Raw genomic sequence first — 18953 nt, forward strand, 5'->3', positions numbered from 1 at the left:
CCAACGGCACTGCTTCCCTTCCTCCCGCGCCGCGTTTCCGTTAGCGCGAAAGAGGCGTGATTCTAAGCACCTGCCCCCATCCATGCAAGCGCTTTGTGAAGAAAGTTTGAAAAAGCCTCCGTGCGCTACCGCGCACGGAGGCTTTTGATGAACGGGGCAAGGCGATCACGCCGATAACCGGTGCAGGCCAGCCACCGGACACCCGACCGACGCCAGTCGATCAGCGGTGCTTGAAGACCGGCTTCCGCTTCTCGACGAATGCCGCCATCCCTTCCTTCTGATCTTCGGTTGCGAACAGCGAATGGAACAGCCGGCGCTCGAAGTGAACGCCTTCAGCCAGCGTCGTCTCGTACGCGCGGTTCACCGACTCCTTGACCATCATGACTGCCGGCAACGAAAACTCGGCGATCGTGGTGGCGGCGGCAATCGCCTCGTCGAGCAGCTTGTCGGCGGGCAGCACGCGTGACACGAGCCCGGCACGCTCCGCTTCGACAGCGTCCATGAAGCGCGCGGTCAGGCACATGTCCATCGCCTTCGCCTTCGATACCGCGCGCGGCAAACGCTGCGTGCCGCCCGCCCCCGGCATGACGCCCAGCTTGATTTCCGGCTGACCGAACTTGGCCGTGTCCGCCGCGAAAATGATGTCGCACATCATTGCCAGCTCGCAGCCACCGCCCAGCGCAAAGCCCGAAACCGCGGCAATGATCGGCTTGCGGATCTCGCGGACCGTCTCCCAGTTGCGCGTGATGTAGTCGCCCCGATAGACATCCATATAGGAGTAGGTCGCCATCATGCCGATGTCCGCACCGGCCGCGAACGCCTTTTCGCTCCCGGTCACGACGATCGCGCCGATGTCGTCGTCCGCATCGAACGCCTTCAGCGCGGCGCCCAGCTCATCCATCAGCGCATCGTTCAGCGCATTCAGCGCCTTCGGACGGTTCAGCGTCACCAGACCGACACGCCCCCGGGTCTCCACCAGGATGTTCTCGTAAGCCATCTATTTCTCCTCGATCAATGAAATGAGAAACGCCTCGCACATGCGAATAGTTTGATGCTACCATTCTCCGACCAACCGGTCGGTTAATTAATCGATCCAATCCCTCTCAACGTTCATCAGGCCGCCGCCATGACCCATGCCCTGTTCACGAAGCACGAAGACACGCTGAAACACGCACTCGCCGCCATCGAGAGCCGCGGGTACTGGAGCCCGTTCGCCGAAACGCCGAGCCCCAAAGTGTACGGGGAAAGCGCAAGCGCGGACGGTGAGGCCGCGTTCAAGTCGCACCTCGACACGACCTTCGTACTCGACCAGCCGGCGACCGGTGAAACGGTCGGCGCCGAGCGCTCGCCGTACGGCATCGCGCTGGGCGTCCGGTACCCGAAATCGACGCCCGACGCACTGATCGCTGCTGCCGCCGCCGCGCAACGCACGTGGCGCGAAGCTGGCCCGAGCGCGTGGGTCGGCGTCAGCCTCGAAATCCTGGCGCGCCTGAACCGCGCAAGCTTCGAAATTGCCTACAGCGTGATGCACACCACCGGGCAAGCCTTCATGATGGCGTTCCAGGCCGGCGGCCCACACGCGCAGGACCGCGCCCTCGAAGCGGTCGCCTATGCGTGGGACGAGCTGCGCCGCATCCCGGCCGATGCGCACTGGGAAAAGCCGCAAGGCAAGAACCCGCCGCTCGCGATGCACAAGCGCTATACGATCGTGCCGCGCGGCACGGGCCTCGTGCTCGGCTGCTGCACGTTCCCGACCTGGAACGGCTACCCCGGCCTGTTCGCCGACCTGGCAACCGGTAATACCGTGATCGTCAAACCGCACCCGGGCGCGATCCTGCCGCTCGCCATCACGGTGCGGATCGCCCGCGACGTGCTGCGCGAAGCCGGGTTCGATCCGAACGTCGTCACGCTGCTGGCGACCGAGCCCAACGACGGCGCGCTGGTCCAGGAGCTCGCGCTGCGCCCCGAGATCAAGCTGATCGACTTCACCGGCAGCACGCAGAACGGCACGTGGCTCGAACGCCATGCCCATCAGGCACAGGTCTACACCGAAAAAGCCGGCGTCAACCAGATCGTGATCGATTCGACCGACGATCTGAAGGCCGCCGCCAAGAACATCGCGTTCTCGCTGGCGCTGTACTCCGGCCAGATGTGCACCGCACCGCAGAACATCTACGTGCCGCGCGACGGCATCCGGACGGCCGATGGCCACGCGAGCTTCGACGAAGTCGCGCAAGCCATCGCGGTTGCCGTGCAGAAACTCACCGGCGACCCGGCACGCTCGGTCGAACTGATCGGCGCGATCCAGAACGACGGCGTGACCGCGCGCATCGACGACGCACGCAAGCTCGGCCGCGTGCTCGCCGACAGCCAGACCCTCCAGCACCCCGCGTTCCCCGATGCGCGCGTGCGCACACCGCTCGTGCTGCAACTCGACGTGGCCGACCGCGAGAAATTCACGCAGGAGTGGTTCGGCCCGATCTCGTTCGTGATCTCGACCGACTCGACTGCCCAGTCGCTCGACCTGGCCGGTGAAATCGCCGCCGAGCATGGCGCACTGACCCTCTCCGTCTACAGCACCGACGACGCGATCGTCGATGCCGCGCACGACGCGGCGGTGCGTGGCGGCGTCGCGCTGTCGATCAACCTCACGGGCGGCGTATTCGTCAACCAGTCAGCCGCGTTCTCCGACTTCCACGGCACGGGCGCGAACCCGGCGGCCAACGCCGCGCTGGCCGATCCGGCATTCGTCGCCAACCGGTTCCGCGTGGTGCAAAGCCGCGTCCATGTTGCCCCGAAGGCGGTACCTGCGGAAGCCGGCCAGACGGCATAACCCGATTGGCCGACGTGCAAACGCCGCCATGTTCTCTACCATGAACGAATCCGCCACCCGGCGGGTTCGTCACTCATCGATACGCCCATGACAGACGCCTACATCTGCGATGCGATTCGCACCCCCATCGGCCGCTACGGCGGCGCCCTGAAAGATGTCCGTGCCGACGACCTCGGCGCGGTGCCGCTCAAGGCGCTGATCGAGCGCAACCGCGACGTTGACTGGGCGGCGATCGACGACGTGGTCTACGGTTGTGCGAACCAGGCCGGCGAGGACAACCGCAACGTGGCACGCATGTCGGCGCTGCTGGCGGGCCTGCCCACTGCCGTGCCCGGCACGACGCTGAACCGGCTGTGCGGCTCCGGGATGGACGCGGTCGGCACGGCCGCGCGCGCGATCAAGGCAGGTGAAGCACGTCTGATGATTGCTGGCGGCGTCGAGAGCATGACGCGCGCACCGTTCGTGATGGGCAAGGCCGCGAGCGCGTTCGCGCGCCAGGCCGACATCTTCGACACGACGATCGGCTGGCGCTTCGTCAATCCGCTGATGAAGCAGCTGTATGGCGTCGATTCGATGCCGGAGACGGCCGAGAACGTCGCGCTCGACTACGACATCAGCCGCGCGGATCAGGACCTGTTCGCACTGCGCAGCCAGCAGAAAGCCGCGCGGGCGCAGCAGGACGGCACGCTCACCGAAGAAATCGTCGCGGTCACGATTCCGCAGAAGAAAGGCGATGCCATCGTCGTGTCGCGTGACGAGCATCCGCGCGAAACGTCGCTCGAGGCGCTTGCGAAGCTGAAGGGCGTCGTGCGCCCGGACGGCTCGGTGACGGCCGGCAACGCGTCGGGCGTGAACGACGGCGCCTGCGCGCTGCTGCTCGCCAATGCGCAGGCGGCCGACCAGTATGGCCTGCGCCGCCGCGCGCGCGTCGTCGGCATGGCGACCGCCGGCGTCGAGCCGCGCGTGATGGGCATCGGTCCCGCGCCGGCCACGCAGAAACTCCTGCACCAGCTCGGGATGCGCATCGACCAGTTCGACGTGATCGAACTGAACGAGGCGTTCGCGTCGCAAGGTCTCGCCGTGCTGCGCATGCTCGGCGTCGCCGACGACGATCCGCGCGTGAACCCGAACGGCGGTGCGATCGCGCTCGGCCACCCGCTCGGCGCATCGGGCGCCCGGCTCGTCACCACGGCGCTCCATCAACTCGAGCGCACCGGCGGCCGGTTCGCGCTCTGTACGATGTGCATCGGCGTCGGCCAGGGCATCGCGATCGCGATCGAACGCGTGTAACCCACGCACCGTCCGCCTATAACGAAGTCATGAAGGAGACACTGCATGTCCTATCAGGCGATCCAGCTGGATATCGATCAGGCCGCGGGCGTGGCCACGATCACGCTCAACCGGCCCGACAAGCTGAACAGCTTCACGCGGGCGATGCATCGCGAACTGCAGTCGGCGCTCAATGAAGTCGAGGCGGCCGACGCGCGTGCGCTGATTCTGACGGGTGCGGGCCGCGGCTTTTGCGCGGGCCAGGATCTGGCCGACCTCGACTTCACGCCGGGCGCGTCCACCGATCTCGGCACGCTGATCGACGAGCATTTCAATCCGCTGATCCGCCGCCTGCAGCGTCTGCCGATTCCGGTGATCGCGGCCGTCAACGGCACGGCCGCCGGCGCCGGCGCGAATCTCGCACTTGCGTGCGATCTGGTGTTTGCCGCCCGTTCGAGCAGTTTCATCCAGGCCTTCGTCAAGATCGGGCTCGTGCCCGATTCGGGCGGCACGTGGTTCCTGCCGCAACGCGTCGGCATGGCACGCGCGCTGGGGCTCGCGCTGACCGGCGACAAGCTCGGCGCCGAACAGGCCGAACAGTGGGGCCTGATCTGGCGTGCGGTCGACGACGAAGCGCTCGTCGCGACAACCCGCCAGCTCGCCACCCAGCTCGCGCAGCAGCCGACGCTCGCCATCGCATCGATCAAGCAGTCGATGCGGGACAGCGTCACGAACACGCTCGATCAGCAGCTCGACCTGGAACGCGACCTGCAGCGCAAGCTCGGCCAGTCGCACGACTATGCGGAAGGCGTGCAGGCCTTCATCGGGAAGCGCACACCGCGCTTCGAGGGACGTTGACATGACGAACGCCACCGCCACGCTCGCCCCCGATGCGCTCGCCCGCGCAACCGCGCAGGCCATGTACGACGCCGACGCCTGCAGCCGCGCGTTCGGCATGGAGATCGCCGAAGTACGCGCGGGCTACGCCCGCCTGCAGATGCGCGTGCGACCCGAATTCCTGAATGGGCACCAGACCTGCCACGGCGGGATCATCTTCACGCTCGCCGATTCGACGTTCGCGTTCGCGTGCAACTCGTACAACCTGAATGCGGTCGCGGCCGGCTGCTCGATCGAATTCCTGCGCCCCGTGCACGGCGGCGACGTGCTGACGGCCGAGGCGATCGAGCAGGCGCGCGCCGGCCGCCACGGCATCTACGACATCCGCGTCACGAACCAGACAGGCGACACGGTCGCGATGTTTCGCGGCAAATCCGCCCAGATCAAGGGCACGGTCATCCCGGAAGACCGCTGACGTCGACGGCTCGCCCATAACAAACACTGGAGACATGCATGACTACCCCGCTACCGCTCGAGCCGATCGAGACCGCCTCACGCGACGAGCTGACCGCGCTGCAGCTCGAGCGCCTCAAGTGGTCGCTCCGGCATGCGTATGATCACTCGCCCGTCTATCGCCGCAAGTTCGACGAAGCCGGCGTGCATCCGGACGACCTGAAGACGCTCGCCGACCTGTCGCGCTTCCCGTTCACGACCAAGGGCGACCTGCGCGACAGCTATCCGTTCGGGATGTTCGCGGTGCCGCAGGACCGGATCTCGCGCATCCACGCGTCGTCGGGCACGACCGGCAAGCCGACGGTCGTCGGCTATACGGCTGCCGACATCGATACGTGGGCGAATCTCGTCGCCCGCTCGATCCGCGCCGCCGGCGCACGCCGCGGCGACAAGGTGCACGTCAGCTACGGCTACGGGCTGTTCACGGGCGGGCTCGGCGCGCACTACGGCGCAGAACGCGCGGGCCTCACCGTGATCCCGTTCGGCGGCGGCCAGACCGAAAAGCAGGTACAGCTGATCCAGGATTTCCGGCCCGACATCATCATGGTCACGCCGAGCTACATGCTGTCGATCGCCGACGAGATCGAGCGCCAGGGCCTCGATCCCGTGCAAAGCTCGCTGCGCATCGGCATCTTCGGCGCGGAGCCGTGGACCAACGACATGCGCGTCGCCATCGAACAGCGGATGGGCATCGACGCAGTCGACATCTACGGACTGTCCGAAGTGATGGGCCCCGGCGTGGCGTCCGAATGCGTCGAGACCAAGGACGGCCCGACCATCTGGGAAGATCACTTCTATCCGGAAATCATCGATCCGGAAACCGGCGAAGTGCTCCCGGACGGCGAACTCGGCGAGCTCGTGTTCACGTCGCTGACGAAGGAAGCGCTGCCGATCATCCGCTATCGCACGCGCGACCTCACGCGCCTGCTGCCGGGCACCGCCCGGACGATGCGCCGGATGGAGAAGATCACCGGCCGGTCGGACGACATGATGATCGTGCGCGGCGTCAACGTGTTCCCGACGCAAATCGAGGAACAGTTGCTCAAGCAGCGCGCGCTCGCGCCGCACTATCAGATCGTGCTGACGAAGGAAGGCCCGCTCGACGTGCTGACGCTCAACGTCGAACCCTGCCCGGAAACCGCGCCCGACACCGCGGCGATCCAGGTGGCAAAACAGGCGCTCGCGTACGACATCAAGTCGCTGATCGGCGTGACGGCCGTGATCAACGTGCTGCCCGTGAACGGCATCGAGCGGTCGGTCGGCAAGGCGCGCCGGGTCGTCGACAAGCGCAAGGGCTGAGGTCGCTCGCCACCTGTACGTCGCCCAACGGCGAATCCGTGCCGGCAAATGAAACAGCCCGATCGGCCAACACCGATCGGGCTGTTTCAATTCCAAAGCGTCGTTCGACGCGACATCGCTGCATCACGCGAACCTAAATCACAGGGCCACACCCGCGATCAGACCGTCGGCATGCGCCACGCACCCGAGACACGCCACGAACCCCGCGGCTCATGCACAGACCGCCTCCTCCGTGCAGCCCGCGTCATCCCGAATCACGAATTCGGGAACAGCAGCCACATCCGGCCGACCTGCTTCATCCGGCCAGCCTGATCACCCGCATCGTCGCCGAGCCCCCAGAAATAGTCGGCCCGCACGCCCCCCTTGATCGCCGAGCCCGTATCCTGCGCGAACACGAGCCGGTTCATCGGCGTATTCGTCAGCGGACGCGTGGTCTGCAGAAACACCGGCGTGCCGAGCGGGATCGACGACGGATCGACCGCGATCGAGCGCTCCGGCGTCAGCGGCACGCCGAGCGCGCCGATCGGACCGTCCGCGCCGCCATGCGGCGCATCTTCCTTGGTCGGCATGTCGCGGAAGAACACGAAGCGCGGATTCGTGTCGAGCAGCGCGTCGACGCGCGTCGGGTTCGCCTTCGCCCACGCCTTGATGCCCTGCATCGTTGCCTGCGCGGGCGTCAGCTCGCCGCGATCGAGCAGCCACTTGCCGATCGAACGGTACGGCTGGTTGTTGGTGCCGCCGAAGCCGACCCGCATCACCGAACCGTCGTCGAGCAGCACGCGACCCGAGCCCTGCACCTGCAGGAAGAACGCCTCGATCGGATCGTCGACCCACACGAGTTCGTTGCCGTTCAGGATGCCGGCGCGCTCGAGCTGCGCGCGTGCCGGCAGCGGGGCGCCCGCGCGATAGCCGGCCGGCCAGCGATAGAGCGCGTACTGATACGGGCCGCGGCGCACGCGCGAACCGTGCAGCAGCGGCTCGTAATAGCCGGTCACGAGCCCGTCGAGCGTACCGTCGGTATTCGCGAGCTGGAACGGCGTGAAATACGTTTCGAAGAAAGTGCGGGCGCTGCTGACGTCGAGTTCGTCGAGCCGGTCGGCGGCCGCGCAAGCGCGCGCCCAGGCCGGCTGGCGCGCGAGCCGCGCGCAGTTCTGCCGCAGCGCGGCCGTCGCGCCGATCAACGAATCGTCCTGCCAGCCCGGCACCTGCTGCCACGCGACCGGCGTGAGCCGCTTCGCGGCGACCTGCCCCGGCACGATCGCCGCGCCGGTCGGCGGCTTCAGCGCGGAGGTCCGCGTCGGCGCACCACCGCACGCCGCGAGCAGCGCCGCCGCCGCGGCGGCGGCCATCCACCCGGCCAGCCGGGGCCCAAACCACATACAATGTCCGTTCTTGATGGAAACCGCCATGTCAGATTTTCTCGACCAATATCCGATGCTCATCTTCGCGCTCGAAGCCTTCGTAGCGCTTGCCCTGCTGATCTTCATCGTCGTGTGGACGTCGTCGGGCAGAAAGAAGCAGGCCCGCCACAACGACCGCCAGCCGCGCTGACGCCCGTCGCACACTGCACGCTCAATGCAGCGTGCGCGGCATGTGCAGGGCGAACTCGTCGACCGGCGCCTCGAAACGCTCGCCGTCTTCCGCCACGCAGAAGTACGCACCGCGCATCGTGCCGACCGGCGTCGCGATCACGGCCCAGCTCGTGTATTCGAAATGCTCGCCCGGCTGCAGCAGCGGCTGGTGCCCGACGACGCCGAGCCCCTTCACTTCCTGCACGTGGCTCTCGCTGTCCGTGATGATCCAGTGACGGGCGATCAGTTGCGCCGCGACCTGTCCGGTATTGCGGATCGTCAGCGTGTACGCGAATGCGTATTGACGGTGATCGGGGTCGGATTGTTCCGGCAAGTAGCTGGTTTTCACCGAAACGGTGAACTGATACTGACTCATGGTGTGTCCGCTCTAGGTAACCGCGCGCGCCGACTCGAGCGGCCGGGCCGCGGGCGCGCCGCATTGGTTCGGCATTCTATGCGCAATCGGGCCGCAACCGCACGGCCTGCCGCCGCGCGCCGGGTCGCCGGACGGTAGAATGACGGTTTTGCGCCGCAACGTCCCCCGCTCCCCTGTCATGACTCAATTCCGCATCGCTCCCAGCATCCTGTCGGCCGACTTTGCACGGCTCGGCGAAGAAGTCCGCAACGTGGTCGCCGCCGGCGCCGACTGGATTCACTTCGACGTGATGGACAACCATTATGTGCCGAACCTGACGATCGGCCCGCTCGTCTGCGAGGCGATCCGCCCGCACGTGCAGGTGCCGATCGACGTGCACCTGATGGTGCGCCCGGTCGACCGGATCGTGCCCGATTTCGCGAAGGCCGGCGCGAATCTGATCAGCTTCCACCCGGAAGGCTCCGATCACATCGACCGCACGCTGTCGCTGATCCGCGACCACGGCTGCAAGGCCGGTCTCGTGTTCAATCCGGCCACGCCGCTGAACTACCTCGACCACGTGATGGACCGCCTCGACTTCGTGCTGCTGATGTCGGTGAACCCCGGCTTCGGCGGCCAGTCGTTCATTCCGGAAACGCTGAACAAGCTGCGCGAGGCGCGTGCGCGCATCGACGCGTACACCGAGCGCACGGGCCGCGAGATCCTGCTCGAGGTCGACGGCGGCGTGAAGGCCGACAACATCGCGGAAATCGCGGCGGCCGGCGCGGACACGTTCGTCGCGGGTTCGGCGATCTTCGGCAAGCCCGACTACCGCAAGGTGATCGACGAGATGCGCGCGGCGCTCGCGACCGTCGAACGGAGCTGACGCCGTGGCCGACTCGTCGTTCGCCGGCCGCGCGCCGGCCGAGGCCGCCACGGACGCGGCCCCGATCCGCTTTGCCGCGCCGCGCATCGACGCCGCGCTGATCGACCTCGACGGCACGATGGTCGATACCGCCGACGATTTCACGGCCGGCCTGAACGGGATGCTCGCGCAGCTCGGCGCGCCGGCCACGTCGCGCGACGAAGTGATCGGCTACGTCGGCAAGGGCTCCGAACACCTGATCCAGAGCGTGCTGAAGCCGCGCTTCCCGGCCGACGAAGCGCATGCGCGCTTCGACGACGCACTGGCGATCTATCAGAGCGAATACGCGAAGATCAACGGCCGCCACACGCGCCTCTATCCTGACGTGGCAGCCGGCCTCGATGCACTGCGCGCGGCCGGCATCCGGCTCGCGTGCGTGACGAACAAGCCGCACCGCTTCGCGGTCGAGCTGCTCGAACAATACGGGCTGGCCGGCTGCTTCGGCATCGTGCTGGGCGGCGACAGCGTCGCGCGCAAGAAGCCCGACCCGCTGCCGATGCTGACGGCCTGCGACGCGCTCGGCGTCGCGCCGGACGCCGCGGTCGCGATCGGCGACTCGGAAAACGATGCGCTGGCGGGCCGCGCGGCCGGGATGGCGACGCTGACGGTGCCGTACGGCTACAACCACGGCAAAGCTATACAAACGATAAATTCGGATGGTATAGTCGATTCGTTGCTGGTCGCGGCTCGCGCAATTTCCGCGCACAACGCCGGCCGGCCAACCATCTGATTATTTCTTCCATCCGCATGTTTCTGAATAAAAAACGGAGTCTGAGCAGCATCGACCGGGGAGCCTGGCCCTGGCGTCGCTGGTCGCGCTAACCTCTTCGATGAGGTACGCTGAAGCACGTCTTCAGCGCCGTTTTTTATCTCGCTGCGCATCCGCGCGCCGACCGTCGCACCACCTCGAGTTCCACCGCGTCCGAACGCTCGCGTTCAGGACCGGCCGCAGGCTCGCGACGTTCACGCCCGGAGTGCCGGCCGGCAACAGGCACTTCTCGATCGACCGCCCTTTCGCCGACGGCCACCCGCGCAGCGTCAAGTGATCCCTGGCGCACGCGCCGCTCGTCCCGAACAGGACCGGAACATGACCGAACTCGAATTCCAATCGCTCGCGAACGAAGGCTACAACCGCATCCCGCTGATCGCGGAAGCCCTCGCCGATCTCGAAACGCCGCTGTCCCTCTACCTGAAGCTGGCCCAGCCCGAACGCGCGGGCGCCAACTCGTTCCTGCTCGAATCGGTGGTCGGCGGCGAACGCTTCGGCCGCTATTCGTTCATCGGCCTGCCCGCCCGCACGCTCGTGCGCACCCGCAACGGTGTGTCGGAAGTCGTGCGCGACGGCCAGGTCGTCGAGACGCACGACGGCGACCCGTTCCAGTTCATCGAATCGTTCCAGGCGCGCTTCAAGGTCGCGCAGCGCCCGGGCCTGCCGCGCTTCTGCGGCGGCCTCGCCGGCTACTTCGGCTACGACGCGGTGCGCTACATCGAGAAGAAGCTCGCGAACACCGCGCCGCGCGACGATCTCGGCCTGCCCGACATCCAGTTGCTGCTGACCGAGGAAGTCGCGGTGATCGACAACCTCGCCGGCAAGCTCTACCTGATCATCTACGCGGACCCGGGCCAGCCCGAAGCGTATGCGAAGGCGAAACAGCGCCTGCGCGAACTGAAGCAGCGCCTGCGCACGACCGTGCAGCCGCCCGTCACGTCGGCGAGCGTGCGCACCGAGACGTTCCGTGAATTCAAGAAGGACGACTATCTGGCCGCCGTGCGCCAGGCCAAGGAATACATCGCCGCCGGCGAGCTGATGCAGATCCAGGTCGGCCAGCGGCTGACGAAGCCGTACCGCGACAATCCGCTGTCGCTGTACCGCGCGCTGCGTTCGCTGAATCCGTCGCCGTACATGTATTACTACAACTTCGGCGATTTCCACGTGGTCGGCGCATCGCCGGAAATCCTGGTGCGCCAGGAAAAGCGCGGCGAAGACCAGATCGTCACGATCCGCCCGCTCGCCGGCACGCGCCCGCGCGGCAACACGCCCGAGCGCGACGCGGAACTCGCGACCGAGCTGCTCAACGACCCGAAGGAGATCGCCGAGCACGTGATGCTGATCGACCTCGCGCGCAACGACGTCGGCCGCATCGCGGAAATCGGCTCGGTGCAGGTGACCGACCAGATGGTCATCGAGAAGTACTCGCACGTGCAGCACATCGTCAGCTCGGTCGAAGGCAAGCTGAAGCCCGGCATGACGAACTACGACGTGCTGCGCGCGACCTTCCCGGCCGGCACGCTGTCCGGCGCGCCGAAGGTGCGCGCGATGGAACTGATCGACGAGCTCGAGCCGGTCAAGCGCGGGCTGTACGGCGGTGCGGTCGGCTATCTGTCGTTCTCGGGCGAGATGGATCTCGCGATCGCGATCCGCACGGGCCTGATCCACAACGGCAACCTGTACGTGCAAGCGGCGGCCGGCGTCGTCGCGGATTCGGTGCCCGAATCCGAATGGCAAGAGACCGAGAACAAGGCGCGCGCGGTGCTGCGTGCGGCCGAACAGGTCCAGGACGGCCTCGATAGCGACTTCTGACCGGAGACTGACCATGCTGCTCATGATCGACAACTACGACTCGTTTACCTACAACCTGGTCCAGTACTTCGGCGAACTCGGCGAGGACGTGCGTACCTACCGCAACGACGAAATCACGCTCGACGACATCGCGCGCCTGAACCCCGACGCGATCTGCCTGTCGCCCGGCCCGAGCAATCCGCAGCACGCGGGCATCACGCTCGACGTGCTGCGCGAATTCGCGGGCAAGAAGCCGATCCTCGGCGTCTGCCTCGGCCACCAGGCGATCGGCGAGGCATTCGGCGGCCGCGTGGTGCGCGCGAAGACCATCATGCACGGCAAGGTAAGCCGGATCGAAACCGACTGCCGCGGCGTGTTCGCCGACCTGCCGAAGCATTTCGACGTGACGCGCTACCACTCGCTCGCGATCGAGCGCGAATCGCTGCCCGACTGCCTCGAGGTGTCCGCGTGGACCGACGACGGCGAAATCATGGGCGTACGCCACAAGACGCTGCCGGTCGAAGGCGTGCAGTTCCACCCGGAATCGATCCTGTCCGAGCACGGCCATGCGCTGCTCGAGAATTTCTTGAAGCAGACGCGCGGAGCGGCCCGCGCGGCCGCGCCCACCGCCTGACGGGAGCCTCACGATGACGATTACCCCGCAGGAAGCGCTGCAACGCACGATCGAGCACCGCGAGATCTTCCACGACGAAATGCTGCACCTGATGCGGCTGATCATGCGCGGCGACCTGTCGCCCGTGATGGCGGCCGCGATCATCACCGGGCTGCGCGTGAAGAAGGAGACGATCGGCGAGATCGCCGCCGCCGCGACCGTGATGCGCGAATTCGCGAACCACGTCGAGGTGCAGGACAACTCGAACTTCGTCGACATCGTCGGCACCGGCGGCGACGGCTCGCACACGTTCAACATCTCGACCGCGTCGATGTTCGTCACGGCCGCCGCGGGCGCGAAGGTCGCGAAGCACGGCAACCGCGGCGTATCGAGCAAGTCCGGCAGCGCCGACGTGCTCGAGGCGCTCGGCGTGAACATCGACCTGCAGTCGGACCAGGTCGCCGCGTCGATCGCCGAAACCGGCATGGGCTTCATGTTCGCGCCGAACCATCACCCGGCGATGAAGAACATCGCGGCCGTGCGCCGCGAGCTCGGCGTGCGCACGATCTTCAACATCCTCGGCCCGCTGACCAATCCGGCCGGCGCGCCGAACCAGCTGATGGGCGTGTTCCACGCCGACCTCGTCGGCATCCAGGTGCGCGTGATGCAGCGCCTCGGCGCGCAGCACGTGCTCGTCGTGTACGGCAAGGACGGGATGGACGAGGTATCGCTCGGCGCCGCGACGCTCGTCGGCGAATTGCGCGACGGCAAGGTGCACGAATACGAGATCCATCCGGAGGACTTCGGCCTGCAGATGGTGTCGAACCGCACGCTGAAGGTGGAAAATGCCGACGAATCCCGCACGATGCTGCTCGGCGCGCTGGACAACCAGCCGGGCGTCGCGCGCGAGATCGTCACGCTGAACGCGGGCACCGCGCTCTATGCGGCGAACGTCGCCGAATCGATCGCGGACGGCATCCAGCTCGCCCGCGAAGCGATCGCGAGCGGCAAGGCCCGCGCGAAAGTCGACGAACTCGTGCGCTTCACGCAGCAGTTCAAGCGCTGACCCTCTTACGAATCCAGCAGGAACCCACATGAGCGACATTCTCGACCGAATCATCGCCGTCAAGCGCGAAGAAGTCGCGGCGGCCATGCGCAGCACGCCGCTCGAGGCACTGAAACTCGACGCATCGGCGCGCGACCTGCGCGACTTCGTCGGCGCGCTGCGGGCGAAGCATGCGGCCGGCAACACCGCCGTGATCGCCGAAATCAAGAAGGCGAGCCCGTCGAAAGGCGTGCTGCGCGAGCATTTCGTGCCGGCCGACATCGCGCGTTCGTATGCGGCGCACGGCGCCGCGTGCCTGTCGGTGCTGACCGACGAGCAGTTCTTCCAGGGCGGCGTGCGCTATCTCGAGGAAGCGCGCGCGGCCTGCTCGCTGCCGGTGCTGCGCAAGGACTTCATCGTCGACGCATACCAGATCGTCGAAGCCCGCGCGATGGGCGCCGACGCGATCCTGCTGATCACCGCCGCGCTCGACACGCCGCTGATGCAGGATCTCGAAGCGTATGCGCATTCGCTCGGGCTCGCGGTGCTGGTCGAAGTACACGACCGCCACGAGATGGAACAGGCGCTGACGCTGAAGACGCCGCTGCTCGGCATCAACAACCGCAACCTGCGCACGTTCGAGACGTCGATCCAGACCACGCTCGACATGCTCGACATGATTCCGGCGGACCGCATCGTCGTGACCGAATCCGGCATCCTGTCGCGCACCGACGTCGACACGATGCGCGCGGCGAACGTGAACACGTTCCTCGTCGGCGAAGCGTTCATGCGCGCCGACCAGCCGGGCGAGGAACTCGCACGGATGTTCTTCTGATGGCGATCGAAAAGGAAATCAAGCTCGCGCTGCCGGCCGGCCAGGCCGACGCCGCGCGCCGCTTCTTCGAGACGCTGACCGGCGAACCCGGCCACGCGATCACGCTCGCGAACGTCTATTACGACACGCCCGATCTCGCGCTGGCGCGCTCGAAGAGCGCCGTGCGCGTGCGGCGCACGCCGGACGGCTGGCTGCAGACGTTCAAGACCGTCGGCAGTGCGGAAGGCGGCCTGCACCGCCGCCACGAATGGGAACTGCCGGTCGCCGGCGACGCGCTCGAAATCGACGCGCTCGTCGCGGCTTGCGACGTGCCGGAAGCCGCCGCCGCGCTGAATGACGCGGCCGGCGCCCTGTACGCGCTGTTCCGCACGGATTTTTCGCGTACGCTGTGGCGCATCGCAATCGGCGGCGCAACGGTCGAAGCCGCGGTGGACCTCGGCGAGATCGTCGTCCAGGCGGAGCGCGACACGCGCCGCGAACCGATCAGCGAAATCGAACTCGAACTGATCGACGGCCCGGAAACGGCGCTCGCGACGCTCGCCGCCGAACTGCAGCAGGCGCTGCCGGGCCTCGTTCCCGAAAATATCAGCAAGGCGCAGCGCGGCTACCGGCTGCGCGCGCAATAAACACGCATCACGCATGGCAACCCGCAAGACTTCCCGCGCGCCGCAACAGGCGTCGCTGTTCGACGATCCCGTGCCGGAAACGGCACCGGCCGATCTTCCGTCCCTGGCTTCCGAGCCGCCCGCGGCCGCGCGCAAAGCCGCGAAGAAAACCGCCGCACCGGCGTCCGCGCCGACCCCGGCCGCCGCGGCACCGCAGTCCGTTGCCGCCGACGTACCGCATCTCGCCGCGCAATTCGACGCGCTGCCGGCCGTCTGGCGCGACGTGCTGAAGCCGTTCATCGACAGCGACGCGTACGCGCCGCTGTGCCGCTTCGTCGACGACGAGCGCGCGGCCGGCAAGACGGTCTACCCGACCGACGTGTTTCGCGCGCTGCGCCTGACGCATCCCGACGACGTGAAGGTCGTGATCCTCGGCCAGGACCCGTACCACGGCGACGATCGCGGCACGCCGCAGGCGCACGGCCTCGCGTTCTCGGTGCCGCCGGCCGTGCGCACGCCGCCGTCGCTGCGCAACATCTTCAAGGAAATCGCCGCGAACTTCGGTCACGACACGCCGCGCCACGGCTGCCTCGATACGTGGGCGCGGCAGGGCGTGCTGCTGCTCAACACCGTGCTGACGGTCGAGCGCGGCGCGGCCGCGAGCCACGCGAAGCGCGGCTGGGAACAATGCACGGACACGCTGATCCGCGAACTCGCCAACCGCCATCGCGGGCTCGTGTTCATGCTGTGGGGCGCACATGCGCAGGCCAAGCGCGCGCTGTTCGATCCGAGCGAACACTGCGTGCTGGAGGCGCCGCACCCGTCGCCGCTGTCCGCGCACCGCGGCTTCCTCGGCTGCCGCCATTTCGCGCTCGCGAACGACTATCTGGTCGGCGCGGGCCGCGCACCGATCGACTGGCGCCTGCCGGACGTGGCCGAAACGTTCGCGTAACGGCCTCGGCAGCCGGTTCGCCAGCTACCCCACCGCATGCAAAAACGCCGCGTCCCTTTCGGGGCGCGGCGTTTTTTTATCGGGCGACGCAGCGGGTGCGTCGCACCCGCGTCGAGCTTGCGCGTTACGCGGCGGCGATCGCTTCGCGTGCGCTGGCCAGTGCGGCGCTTTGCGCATCCGGACCGAGGTTCAGGCCTTCCGCATGGATGAAATTCACGTCGGTCAGGCCGATGAAGCCGAGGAACGAACGCAGGTACGGCGTGTGGCTGTCGTTCGGCGTACCGAGGTACTTGCCGCCGCGGGCCGTCACGACGTGAACCTTCTTGCCCTTGATCAGGCCTTCCGGACCGTTCTCGGTGTAACGGAACGTGACGCCTGCGCGGGCGATCCAGTCGAAATACGTCTTCAGTTGCGACGAGACGCCGAAGTTGTACATCGGCGCGCCGATCACGATGATGTCGGCAGCCTGCAGTTCGGCGATCAGTGCATCGCTCTTCGCGACGATCGCATTCTGCTCCGCGGTGCGCTTGTCGGCCGGCGTGAAGAACGCGCCGAGCACCGATTCGTCGAGGTGCGGCAGCGCATCGGCCAGCAGGTCACGAACCACGACGTTCGCGCCGGGATTCGATTGTTGCAGCTTTGCCGTCAGTTCGTTGGCCAGCAGCGTGGATTGCGCACCTTGCGAACGCGCGGCGGAATTGATTTGCAGAATGGTCGTCATGTCAGGCTCCAGTGGGGTTGCGCTTCAGTAGCGCGAGTGACGCCATTGTGCGTGGCCATATGACCGCGAAAAAGCGGGTTCAGGGCGACGGATTGTTGCAACAACGGAACAATCCTTGATCGCGCCCCGATACCCGCGTGCGTCCGCTTACCCCTTCAGCCAGGCTTCGCGGGCCTTCGTGGCCGCAGCCGGCTTCGCGGCCGCCGTCAGCCGGTAGCGGGTGACTTCCGGACCGTCGAGCTTCAGCTTCGCGGTACGCAGCTCGTCGCGGCGGAACGCGTGAACCTCGACCTTGTCGCCCGGCCGGTAGCGGGCCAGCAGCGCATCGAGGTTCGTACCCGTCACGCGCAGGCCGTCGACCGCGATCAGCGTGTCGCCGGCCGACAACCCCGCGCGATGCGCGGCGCCGCCTTCGTAGACCGCCGCCAACGTGCAGTCTGCGCCGCCGCGCGGGCGCGCGCCGATCGTCGGTTTCGCGGCCGCGCCGGTCGCGACGTCGGGGGTCAGCGTCACGCCGAACGGCGCGAGCAGTTCGGCGAGCGGCAGGTCGCGCGTGCCGTGCACGGCGTCGGCGAACAGGCGGCCGAGCGCGACGCCCGTCGCCTCTTCGATCAGCGTCTCGACTTCGTTTTCCTCGACGCCCGCCTGCTTGCCGCGATAGAAGTCGCGGCCGTAGCGTTGCCACAGCAGGCGCATCACGTCGTCGAGCGACTTGCGGTTGCGCGTCTGCGCGCGGATCGCGAGATCGAACGCCAGCGCGACGAGCGAGCCCTTCGTGTAATAGCTGACGATCGCGTTGGTCGCGTTCTCGTCCTGACGGTAGTACTTGATCCACGCGTCGAACGAGCTTTCCGCGACGCTCTGCTTGAGCCGGCCCGTGCCGCGCAGCACGCCGCCCACGGTGCGGCCGAGCGCCGCGAAATAGTCGTCCTGCGACATCAGCCCGCTGCGGACCAGCATCAGGTCGTCGTAATACGACGTGAAGCCCTCGAACAGCCACAGCAGCGACGTGTAGTTCTCGCGGGTGAGGTCGTACGGCACGAACGCCGCCGGCTTGATGCGCTTCACGTTCCACGTGTGGAAATACTCGTGGCTGCAGAGGCCGAGATACGTGCGATAGCCTTCCGTCGTTTCCGGTCGCCCCTTCACCGGCAGGTCGGTACGGTTGCAGATCAACGCGGTCGACGCGCGATGCTCGAGGCCGCCGTAGCCGTCGCTGACCGCGAGCGTCATGAACACGTAGCGCTCCATCGGCGCCTTCTTCGACTTCGGCTCGAACAACGCGATCTGCGCCTCGCACACCCGCTTCAGGTCGTTGCGCAGCCGCTCCAGGTCGAGCTGCGTCACGCGCCCCGCGATCACGATGTCGTGCGGCACACCGTGCGCGTCGAACGTCGCGAGCGCGAATTCGCCGATCGTCACCGGATGGTCGGACAGCTCGTCGTAGTTGGCCGCGCGATATGCGCCGAAACCGTAGCGCCGGGTGCCGCCCGCTTCGGGCAGTGCGGTGCCGACGCGCCAGGTGCGGAACGCCGCGCCGGCCGGTTTCGCGATATCGACTTCGCACGGCGCGTCCTCGCGACCGGCGACGCTCAGGAACACGGCCGTCGCGTTGAAGAAGCCGCCCGATTCGTCGAGATACGCGGAGCGCACCGACAGGTCCCATGCATACACGTCGTAACGCAGCGTCAACGCGCCGGTCACGGGCGCGGCCTGCCACGTGTGCTTGTCGGTCTTCGCGATGCGCACCTTGCGTCCCGCGTCGTTGAACGCACGCAGCGTCACGATGTTGCGCGCGAACTCGCGCACGAGATAGCTGCCCGGAATCCATACCGGCAGCGAGAAACGCTGGCCTTCGGGATCGGGATCGGCAACCGTCACCGTCACTTCGAACAGGTGCGCGGCAAGATCTTTCGGGACAATCGAATAGCGGATCGGCTGGGTCATCGTGGCAATCGGTCGGTCGAATACGGCGGCGAAAACGAAGAGAGGCGCCGGCAGATCATGCGGGCGCCCCTCG

19 protein-coding genes are annotated in these 18953 nt (G+C 67.1%); 14 read left to right on the forward strand and 5 right to left on the reverse strand.

From position 1 onward, the window contains the following. Positions 1-220: 220 nt before the first annotated feature. Positions 221-997 carry an enoyl-CoA hydratase gene (locus H0X90_RS17495; protein WP_006491102.1) on the reverse strand — a complete coding sequence of 259 codons (777 nt, stop codon included), beginning with the start codon at positions 995-997 and terminating at the stop codon, positions 221-223. 129 nt (positions 998-1126) lie between these two features. Between H0X90_RS17495 and paaN the strand changes: the two genes are divergently transcribed. The 5 genes from paaN to paaK all read left to right on the forward strand — a co-directional run bounded on the left by paaN (position 1127) and on the right by paaK (position 6751). After that, entirely contained in the window at positions 1127-2833 is a 1707-nt protein-coding gene (gene paaN / locus H0X90_RS17500) for a phenylacetic acid degradation protein PaaN (RefSeq protein ID WP_077188959.1), read from the forward strand. An 87-nt stretch (positions 2834-2920) separates the two neighbouring features. Continuing rightward, the gene (gene pcaF, locus H0X90_RS17505) at positions 2921-4123 is read left to right on the forward strand and encodes a 3-oxoadipyl-CoA thiolase (RefSeq protein ID WP_077188958.1); all 1203 of its coding nucleotides are present in this window, start codon (positions 2921-2923) and stop codon (positions 4121-4123) included. A gap of 45 nt (positions 4124-4168) precedes the next feature. Continuing rightward, a complete protein-coding gene (gene paaG / locus H0X90_RS17510) occupies positions 4169-4960 on the forward strand; it encodes a 2-(1,2-epoxy-1,2-dihydrophenyl)acetyl-CoA isomerase PaaG (protein WP_077188957.1) in 792 nt (263 codons plus the stop codon). 1 nt (position 4961) lies between these two features. After that, on the forward strand, positions 4962-5414 hold the full coding sequence (gene paaI, locus H0X90_RS17515; RefSeq protein WP_034201056.1) for a hydroxyphenylacetyl-CoA thioesterase PaaI: 453 nt from the start codon (positions 4962-4964) through the stop codon (positions 5412-5414). Positions 5415-5452: 38 nt separating this feature from the next. Continuing rightward, entirely contained in the window at positions 5453-6751 is a 1299-nt protein-coding gene (gene paaK / locus H0X90_RS17520) for a phenylacetate--CoA ligase PaaK (protein ID WP_006491104.1), read from the forward strand. Between the two features lie 254 nt (positions 6752-7005). On the opposite strand, the gene H0X90_RS17525 is transcribed toward paaK, so the two are convergent. Then, entirely contained in the window at positions 7006-8130 is a 1125-nt protein-coding gene (locus tag H0X90_RS17525) for a murein transglycosylase A (RefSeq protein ID WP_049126219.1), read from the reverse strand. Between the two features lie 28 nt (positions 8131-8158). Between H0X90_RS17525 and H0X90_RS35765 the strand changes: the two genes are divergently transcribed. Then, positions 8159-8302 (forward strand): hypothetical protein, encoded by a 144-nt coding sequence (locus H0X90_RS35765; protein ID WP_006482075.1) that lies wholly within the window; start codon positions 8159-8161, stop codon positions 8300-8302. A gap of 21 nt (positions 8303-8323) precedes the next feature. On the opposite strand, the gene apaG is transcribed toward H0X90_RS35765, so the two are convergent. Then, positions 8324-8698, reverse strand: coding sequence for a Co2+/Mg2+ efflux protein ApaG (apaG, locus tag H0X90_RS17530; protein WP_006477037.1), 375 nt, complete (start codon positions 8696-8698; stop codon positions 8324-8326). Positions 8699-8876: 178 nt separating this feature from the next. Between apaG and rpe the strand changes: the two genes are divergently transcribed. From rpe to H0X90_RS17570, 8 genes are all read left to right on the forward strand, one after another. Further along, the gene (gene rpe, locus H0X90_RS17535) at positions 8877-9563 is read left to right on the forward strand and encodes a ribulose-phosphate 3-epimerase (RefSeq protein ID WP_006482066.1); all 687 of its coding nucleotides are present in this window, start codon (positions 8877-8879) and stop codon (positions 9561-9563) included. A gap of 4 nt (positions 9564-9567) precedes the next feature. Further along, positions 9568-10332, forward strand: coding sequence for a phosphoglycolate phosphatase (locus H0X90_RS17540; RefSeq protein WP_006482056.1), 765 nt, complete (start codon positions 9568-9570; stop codon positions 10330-10332). A gap of 357 nt (positions 10333-10689) precedes the next feature. Beyond that, positions 10690-12183 carry an anthranilate synthase component I gene (trpE, locus tag H0X90_RS17545; RefSeq protein ID WP_006482077.1) on the forward strand — a complete coding sequence of 498 codons (1494 nt, stop codon included), beginning with the start codon at positions 10690-10692 and terminating at the stop codon, positions 12181-12183. A 13-nt stretch (positions 12184-12196) separates the two neighbouring features. Next, positions 12197-12796 carry an aminodeoxychorismate/anthranilate synthase component II gene (locus H0X90_RS17550; RefSeq protein ID WP_006482053.1) on the forward strand — a complete coding sequence of 200 codons (600 nt, stop codon included), beginning with the start codon at positions 12197-12199 and terminating at the stop codon, positions 12794-12796. A gap of 13 nt (positions 12797-12809) precedes the next feature. After that, positions 12810-13841: an anthranilate phosphoribosyltransferase gene (gene trpD, locus H0X90_RS17555; protein WP_006482067.1), complete on the forward strand. Its 1032-nt coding sequence runs from the start codon at positions 12810-12812 to the stop codon at positions 13839-13841. 28 nt (positions 13842-13869) lie between these two features. Beyond that, complete coding sequence (gene trpC / locus H0X90_RS17560) at positions 13870-14655, forward strand: indole-3-glycerol phosphate synthase TrpC (RefSeq protein WP_196438157.1); 786 nt, start codon at positions 13870-13872, stop codon at positions 14653-14655. Further along, entirely contained in the window at positions 14655-15281 is a 627-nt protein-coding gene (locus H0X90_RS17565) for a CYTH domain-containing protein (protein ID WP_006482076.1), read from the forward strand. The genes trpC and H0X90_RS17565 overlap by 1 nt, the downstream gene beginning before the upstream one ends. Positions 15282-15294: 13 nt before the next feature. Next, a complete protein-coding gene (locus tag H0X90_RS17570; protein WP_006494393.1) occupies positions 15295-16212 on the forward strand; it encodes a uracil-DNA glycosylase in 918 nt (305 codons plus the stop codon). Positions 16213-16336: 124 nt separating this feature from the next. Here the strand turns inward: H0X90_RS17570 and H0X90_RS17575 are convergent, their stop codons facing one another. Next, entirely contained in the window at positions 16337-16933 is a 597-nt protein-coding gene (locus H0X90_RS17575; RefSeq protein ID WP_006482079.1) for an FMN-dependent NADH-azoreductase, read from the reverse strand. Between the two features lie 147 nt (positions 16934-17080). After that, on the reverse strand, positions 17081-18880 hold the full coding sequence (locus tag H0X90_RS17580; protein WP_060214734.1) for a M61 family metallopeptidase: 1800 nt from the start codon (positions 18878-18880) through the stop codon (positions 17081-17083). Positions 18881-18953: the final 73 nt, after the last annotated feature.

Origin of the sequence: Burkholderia sp. 9775_39, from assembly GCF_015712225.1 — a bacterium.
Classification (GTDB): Bacteria; Pseudomonadota; Gammaproteobacteria; order Burkholderiales; family Burkholderiaceae; genus Burkholderia; species Burkholderia cenocepacia.